The following is a 7,376-nucleotide window of genomic DNA, read 5'->3' as shown; positions in this document are numbered from 1 at the left end:
CGCGTCCCGGGCCGGGGGCCCGCGTCCCGGGCCGGGGGCTGGGGTCCCCGGCGCGGGTCCATCACGTCCCGCGCCGGTGCCGGAGACTGCCTGCGGTGCCTATGGAACTGCCCCGGATGTGCGACCAGAGGCTGGTCCCGGCGCGTGCCGTGGGGTCGTCTGCGTGGATGGCACCGCCAGGCGGTGACCGGTCGCGGAGCGAACCCCGGCCGCCCGGTGCGCGCTGCGGGTTGGGCCGTGCTGCGGGTTGTGGGCCGTGCTGCGGGTTGGGCCGTGCTGCGGGTTGGGCCGTGCTGCGGGTTGGGCCGTGCTGCCGGCCGAGGACGCAGCCCGGTAGCACAAGCGGGGCAGCTCCATAGGGGCCGAGACAGACGGGTGCCGCCGCGATCGACGCGTAACTGGGCGGGGCGGGCGAGTTTCCCGCTGACCCCACCCCACCCGTCACCGACGCGGGCGGCGAGGCCGCCGGCCCCGGGCGCGCCGGCGGCCGGACCGACCCGGCCGCGCCGGACGACCGGACAACCCGGAGGACGGGACGATCAATGACCGGACCTTGGACAGTTGGTGTGACCGGGAATCGCCAACCGTCCAAGGTTGACCGGTCAGTGCGCGTGCGCCTCGCGGATCTTGGCCCATGACTTCGGCTCGGCGGGGGCGGCAGCGCGGGCCGCCGAGGCCCCGGGCAGCTCCGGGCGGCCCTTGGTGAACAGCCAGGTGGTGAACAGGGCGTCGAGGTCCTTGCCGGAGATCTGCTCGGCGAGGGCCTGGAACTGCTCGATCGTGCCGTTGCCGTGGCGGTGGGCGGCGGTCCACGCCGGCAGGATGCGGAAGAACGCCTCGTCGCCGACGGCCAACCGGAGCTGGTGCAGGGTCATCGCGCCCCGGTCGTAGACCGCGTCGTCGAAGACGTCGTCCGGGCCCGGGTCGCCGGGCAGGACCTGCCAGAACTGGTCGTCGGCGGGATAGCTGGCGTAGGTGAAGTCGAACACCTCCTGCGCCGTGCCCTCGCCCTGCTCCTCCGACCAGAGCCACTCGGCGTAGCTGGCGAAGCCCTCGTTGAGCCAGATGTCGCTCCAGTCCGTGACCGAGACCGAGTTGCCGAACCACTGGTGGGCGTTCTCGTGCACGACCACGTAGGTGTTCGACCCGCGGCGCCAGAAGCCCGGCCCGTACACCGAGCGGGTCTGCGTCTCCAGGGCGAAGCCGATGCCGTCGATTGGGCCGGCGACGCCGCCCTGCGCCTCGAATGGGTACGGCCCGAAGATCCCGCTCCCCCAGTCGACGATCTCGGCGGTGCGTTCGATGCTGGCCCGCGCGGCCGGCCGGAGCGTGCCCAGCGTGGTGCTGTACGCGTTGACGACCGGCTGCCCGCTCGGCGCGGTGTCGGTGACGATGTCGTACTGGCCAATGGCGAGGAACGCCAGGTACGTCGCGCCCGGGATGGCGCTGCGCCAGCCCCAGCGCGTCCGGTTGCCGGACTCGGCCAGCGGGGGCCGGGGCTGCACTCCGTTGCTGATCACCTCTACGCCGGTCGGCACCGACACCGAGACGTCCCAGGTGGCCTTGTCGAGCGGGTGGTCGTTGCTCGGGTACCACCACCAGGCCGACTCGGGCTCGTTGACGGCGAGCGCCCCGTCGGCCGTCCTGGTCCAGCTGGTGTAGCCGTTGACGCGCGTCTGCGACGGCACGCCGGCGTACGTGACCACGATGGTGAGGGACTGGCCGGCGACGATCGGGCGGGGCGCGGTGATCGCCAGCTCGTGGACGCCCTCCCGGGCGAACGCGGCCGTCCAGCCGTTGACCTTCACCGACTGGACGCCGAGCAGGAAGTCCAGGTTGAACCGGGACAGGTCCTGGGTGGCCCGGGCGAGGATTGTCGTGGTGCCGGAGAGCTGGTCGGTGGCGGGCTCGTAGCGCAGCCGGATGTCGTAGTGGTCGACGTCGTACCCGCCGTTGCCGTAGTCGGGGAAGTAGCTGTCGCCCAGGCCGGGACTGCCGGGGCCGGGCGCGGCCGGGGCAACGACCGGCCGGCCCCAGCCCGATCGGGCGGCGGCGTGGCCGGGTGCGCCGGCCGCGACCGCGCCGGCGGTGGTGACGGTCAGGGCGGCGATGGCCGCCGTGAGAACGCGTCGCACGTGGTGGACTCCCTCCGTTGGGGTGTACGCCGGCCAACCTATTCGACGGATGTAAACGGGCGTGTCCCGCGTGGGCGGTTCGCAGCCTATTCCTTTGAGGTAAATGTTTCGATATTATTACCGCTCAGTAACAACCACCCCCTGGGCCACGCGCGCGGTTCCGAGGATCTCACCACCCCTGCCCCCGCGGAGGTTCCTCATGTCCCACCGCCCGCTGGCCCGCGCCCTGACCGCGCTGGCCGCCCTGCTCGCCGCGACCCTCGGCGCGGCGGCCGTCCCCGGCGCCGCCCACGCCACCCCCGCGATCAACTACGTGGCGCTGGGCGACTCGTACTCCTCGGGCGTCGGCGCCGGGCCGTACGACCAGTCCACCTGCCTGCGCAGCGAGAAGTCGTACGCCCCGCTCTGGGCCGCCGCCCACCAGGTCGCCAGCTTCACGTTCCCCGCCTGCAGCGGCGCGGTCACCGCCGACGTGATCAACAAGCAGGTGAGCGCGCTGAGCGCCAGCACCACCCTGGTCACCATCACCATCGGCGGCAACGACGCCGGCTTCGTCGACGTCATCACCAGCTGCCGGTTCGGCACCACCAGCAACTGCGAGGACGCGGTGGACGAGGCGAAGGCGTTCGCCACCACGGAGCTGCCCGGCCGGCTCGACCGCACCTACGCCACCATCCGCGAGAAGGCCCCGAACGCCCGGCTCGTCGTGCTCGGCTACCCGCGCCTGTTCGAGACGACCTCCTGCGGCGCGCTGGCGATGAGCACCTACAAACGGACCATCATCAACGAGGCCGCCGACCTGCTCGCCTCGATCACCGCCGGCCGGGCCACCGCCGCCGGGGCCACCTTCGCCGACACCCGCCCGTACTTCGCCGGGCACGGCATCTGCGCCGCCGTGCCGTGGATCCGCAACGTCACCGGCGTCATCGAGGCGTACCACCCGAGCGTCGACGGCTACCGCCTGGGCTACCTGCCGGCGCTGAACGCCGTCACCGGCTGACCCCGCGCCACCGGAGACGGCCGGCGATCCACCCTGGCCGCCGGCCGTCTCCGTCGGGAGGGCACCGTCGCGGCGGACTGTCCGTGGCCGCCACGCGTCCGTTAGGGTTCGCTGGACCAGACGGCCATCGCGCGTGGGGGGCAGCAGAGGGTGGGCAGGCTCGCGTCGGCGTTCGGTCAGGCGGTCGCCGCCCATCGGCAGGCCCGCGAGCGGCTCGACCGGGCCCGGCGGGCCCTCGGCGCGCCCGCCCCGGCCACACCGACCGCCGCCGACGTCGTCGCCCGGCTGGCCGCCGTCGGCGGGCGGCTCGCCGCCCCCGCCCCCGGCGTCACCGCGCTGACCGGCGCGCCCGCCCCGATCCGGGTCGGCGAGGCGACCACCCTGGACGGCGGCTTCCCCGTGCTCGTGCCGCTCGGCGGCGGCTGCCACCTGACCATCGACGCCGACGCCCGCGACCCGCGCGTCGGCGAGCTGTTGCGCGCGGTGGTGCTGCGGCTGCTCGCCACCGCACCGCCCGGCACGATTCGGGTCGCCGGGATCGACACGGTGGCCTTCGGGGCCACCTTCCTGCCGCTGCGCCCGCTGCTCGACGCCGGGGTGCTCGCCTCGCCCGCCACCACCGCCGCCGAGGTCGCCGCGCTGCTCGACGAGGCCGAACGCCATGCCCGGGCCGCCCGGGAAGCCGACCCGGCCGCCCGCGAGCTGCTGGTGCTGGTCGCCGCCGCCGCGCCCTCGCCCCGGGAACTGGCCCGGCTCGCCGCCCTCACCCACGCCGGAGCGTCCGCCGCGGTCTGTGTGCTGCTCGCCGGGCACCGGAGCGCCGCCGGGGCCGACGTGCCGCCGCCGGGCGCGGCCACCGCGCTGCGCCTGATGCAGCGGTACGCCCACGTCGGCGACCCGCCCGGGCACCCGTTCAGCGCCGACGGCTCCGGGTTGGCCGCGCCCGTCGTCCTCGACGGGGATCTGCCGCCGGCCACCGTTGCCGCCCTCGCCGCGCACCTCGCTCCGGCGGCCCGCCGCGACACCCCGCCCGCCTTCGCCGATCTGCTGCCGGCGCGCCGCTCGGCGGGATCGAGCGCGGCCGGACTGTCCACCGTGGTCGGCCGGGCCGGGCGGCAGCCGGTCACCATCGCCTTCGACGACGCCACCCCGCACTGGCTGGTCGCCGGCCGCACCGGCGCTGGCAAGACCGTGTTCCTGCTCGACGCCCTGTACGGGCTGGCCGCCCGGTACGCCCCCGACCAGCTCCAGCTCTGGCTGCTCGACTTCAAGGAGGGCGTCAGCTTCACCGAGTTCGTCCCCACCGAGCGGGACCCGTCGTGGCTGCCGCACGCCCGCGTCGTCGGCATCGAGAGCGACCGGGAGTACGGCCTGGCCGTGCTGCGGGAGCTGCGCCGGGAGCTGAACCGGCGGGCGAGCGTCCTCAAACGCCACGGCGTCACCAAGCTCGCCGACCTGCCCCGCGACGCGGCGGCACCCCGGATCGTCGCGGTCGTCGACGAGTTCCAGGTGCTGCTCGCCGGCACCGACGCCCTTGCGCGGGAGGCCGTCGACCTGCTGGAGGAGTTGGCCCGCAAGGGCCGCTCGTACGGGGTGCACCTGGTGCTGGCCAGCCAGTCCACGGCCGGCATCGAGTCGCTGTACGGCCGGGCCGAGGCGATCTTCGGGCAGTTCCCGCTGCGGGTGGCCCTGCCTGGCGGCGGGGGAGTGCTCGATGCCCTCAACACCGCCGCCGACGCGCTGCCGATCGGCACAGCCGTGCTCAACACCGCAGCCGGGGCGGCCGGGGCCGACACCGTGGTCCGCTTCCCCGACGCGTACGCCGCCCGCGAGGACCTCGCCCGGCTGCGCCACGAGCTGTGGCGCGACCGGCCGGCCGGGTCCACCGGACCCACCGTCTTCCGGGGGTACGAGCCCGCGCGGCTGGACGACGACCCCGCCTTCGCCGCCCTGTGCCCCGGTGCCGGGCCCCCGGTCGCCCTGGTGGGCCGGGCGGTCGACGTGGCCGGCAGCACCGCGTCGTTCACCCTCGATGCCACCCCGGGCCGGCACCTGGCCGTGGTCGGCACCTCGACCGTCGGCGCGGAGGTGCTGCGCGCCGCCGCGCTCGGCCTCGCCCGCCAGCACGCCTCCGGCGGGGCCCGGTTCCTGCTCGCTCCGCTGGTCGCGGCCGTCGCCCCGGTGGCCGACGCCACCGCCGCCGCGCTCGCCGCCGCCGGCCACCCGGTCGAGCGGCTCGACCCGGCCGGCCTGCGGGACCGGATCGCCGCCCTCGCCGCCGCCCCGAGCGGCGCCGCCGTTCCGCCAGGCGTGGGTCAGCCCGCCGACCAGCCCGGTGCCGGCCGCACCTACCTGGTGCTCTTCGGCGCTGACGCGGCATCGGCCGCCCTCGCCGGCACCGACCCGACCACGTTCCGCTCCGGCCTGGACGACCTGCGCGCACTGCTCCGCGAGGGCCCGGGACGCGGGGTGCACGTGCTGGGCTGGTGGCGCGGGCTGCGCCGGCTCGCCGACGACCTCGGCGGGGCGCACCACCGCGACGATGTCGCCTGCCTGGTCGCGTTGAACGTCCCCGGCACGGAGCTGGGGCTGCACCTGGGCGAGCACGACCTCGCCTACACCCCGCGCGCCGACCGGGCGCTGCTGGTGGACCGGCACGACCAGCGCACCCGGCTGATCGTGCCGTTCACCGGGCCGGGGCACGAACGGGACGAGGAGCGCTGAGCGGTGGCCACCTTCGCCGAGTACGCCGTCCTGGCCCGGCAGCTCGCCGACCAGCGCCGGGAGACCGACCGGGACGCCGCCGCCGAGGATCGCCGTCGCCGCGCCCTGCACGGGACGTTCGACCAGCTCACCCGGCGACTCGACGCCCAGGCCCACCGCCTCGACCAGCTCGGCCGCGCCGTCGGCGTCACCGCCGACCCGGCACCCGCCGGAGGCGACCGCCCCGCGCCAACCGCCGCCGCCGCGCCGGGGCGGCCGGGTGTCGGGGCGTACCCCCCGGGTGGAACGACCGGCGCGGCGGTGGCGCTGCCGGTGGTGGCCGGGGTGCCCGCGCCCCGCGCAGGGGGCGTCGACCCGGGCGCGGAGCTGGCCGAGGCCCGGCGGCTCGCCGACGAGGCCGACCGGCTCGTCGCCGTCACGGAGGCCGTCGGCCGGCGACCGCCGCTGCTGCCGGCCTGGTCGCCGCTGGCCCGGGCCCTGGCCGTGTACGCGGCGTGCGCGGCGGCCGGCGTCGTGCTGGCGCTGGTGCTGCTCAGCGTCGCCGGAGTCGTGGCCAGCGCCGGGGCCCTCTACGTGGCGACCTGCGGGGCACTGCCCGTGTTCTGCTTCGTCGCCGGGTACCTGGTGCTCGGCCGGTGGGGGCGGCCCGTGCTGGGCGCGGACCCGCCGCCGTCGCGGTTCGTGCCGCTCGGCTTCGTGACCTGCGTGCTGCTCATGCCGCTGGCCTACTGCGGCTACCTGGTGCTGTTCCGCCTGCTGCGCTGAGGTCTAGCCGTCCAGGACCGAGGTCACCCTTCCAGGGCGAGGCGGGCGACCTCGGCGGCGCACCCCCAGGACAGGGTGACCCCGGCGCCGCCGTGCCCGTACGCGTGCACCAGCCGGCCTCCGGCCGGACCCGCCGGTTCCGCCGCCACCCGGGGCCCGCCGTGCCGGGCCGGGCGCAGCCCGATCCGCTCGCCCAGCACCGGCGCGTCGGCCAGCTCCGGCACCAGGGTCACGCACCGCCGCCGGATCGCCGCCGCCGTCTGCGGGTCGGGCCCGGTGTCCCACACCCCCGGCTGGTACGTGCCGCCGAGCACCACGTCGTGCCGGCGCGGGTGCACGTAGGTGATCCCGGCCGGGTCGTCCTCGTCCCGGACCGACGTGGTCAGGCCCGGGTTCGCCACCAGCACCAGGTGCCCGCGCACCGGGTGTACGGCCGGGTCGGCGGCGAGCCGGCCGGCGGCCAGGCCGGTCGCGTTGACCACTGTCGGGGCGGTGTCGAACGCCTCGGCGAGGTGCCGCAACCGGCGGCGCAGGACCCGCCCTCCGCCGGCCTCGACCCGCTCGGCCAGCCACCCCAGGTACGGCGTCATCTCGACCGTCGGGGCGGTGAACCGCAGCGTCGCCGTGTACGGCGGGGCGGCCGGCTCGGCCACCAGGTCCCCCGTGGCCGCCGCCCACCAGGGCGGGCCGCCGTAGCGGTGGCGCAGCAGCATCCGCGTCGGCCGGGCCACCACCCCCGGCACGCCCGCCCC

5 protein-coding genes are annotated in these 7,376 nt (G+C 76.3%); 3 read left to right on the top strand and 2 right to left on the bottom strand.

Going from position 1 to position 7,376, the window contains the following annotated elements; all coding sequences use genetic code 11:
- Positions 1-602 precede the first annotated feature (602 nt).
- Positions 603-2,135, bottom strand: coding sequence for a M1 family metallopeptidase (locus tag E1258_RS27780; RefSeq protein WP_132406325.1), 1,533 nt, complete (start codon positions 2,133-2,135; stop codon positions 603-605).
- Positions 2,136-2,334: 199 nt separating this feature from the next.
- Between E1258_RS27780 and E1258_RS27775 the strand changes: the two genes are divergently transcribed.
- The 3 genes from E1258_RS27775 (at position 2,335) to E1258_RS35220 (ending at position 6,624) form a co-directional block, all read left to right on the top strand.
- On the top strand, positions 2,335-3,135 hold the full coding sequence (locus tag E1258_RS27775; RefSeq protein ID WP_132406323.1) for an SGNH/GDSL hydrolase family protein: 801 nt from the start codon (positions 2,335-2,337) through the stop codon (positions 3,133-3,135).
- Between the two features lie 150 nt (positions 3,136-3,285).
- On the top strand, positions 3,286-5,859 hold the full coding sequence (locus E1258_RS27770; RefSeq protein ID WP_132406321.1) for an FtsK/SpoIIIE domain-containing protein: 2,574 nt from the start codon (positions 3,286-3,288) through the stop codon (positions 5,857-5,859).
- A 3-nt stretch (positions 5,860-5,862) separates the two neighbouring features.
- A complete protein-coding gene (locus tag E1258_RS35220; RefSeq protein WP_243715733.1) occupies positions 5,863-6,624 on the top strand; it encodes a hypothetical protein in 762 nt (253 codons plus the stop codon).
- Positions 6,625-6,647: 23 nt separating this feature from the next.
- On the opposite strand, the gene E1258_RS27760 is transcribed toward E1258_RS35220, so the two are convergent.
- Positions 6,648-7,376 (bottom strand): FAD-dependent oxidoreductase (locus E1258_RS27760; protein ID WP_132406319.1); only part of this gene is annotated, 729 nt, incomplete at its 5' end.

The sequence above is a fragment of the Micromonospora sp. KC207 genome, from assembly GCF_004348615.1.
GTDB lineage: Bacteria > Actinomycetota > Actinomycetes > Mycobacteriales > Micromonosporaceae > Micromonospora.
The sequence above is the reverse complement of the archived record's forward strand: the minus strand, read 5'-3'. Positions and strand labels throughout refer to the sequence as shown.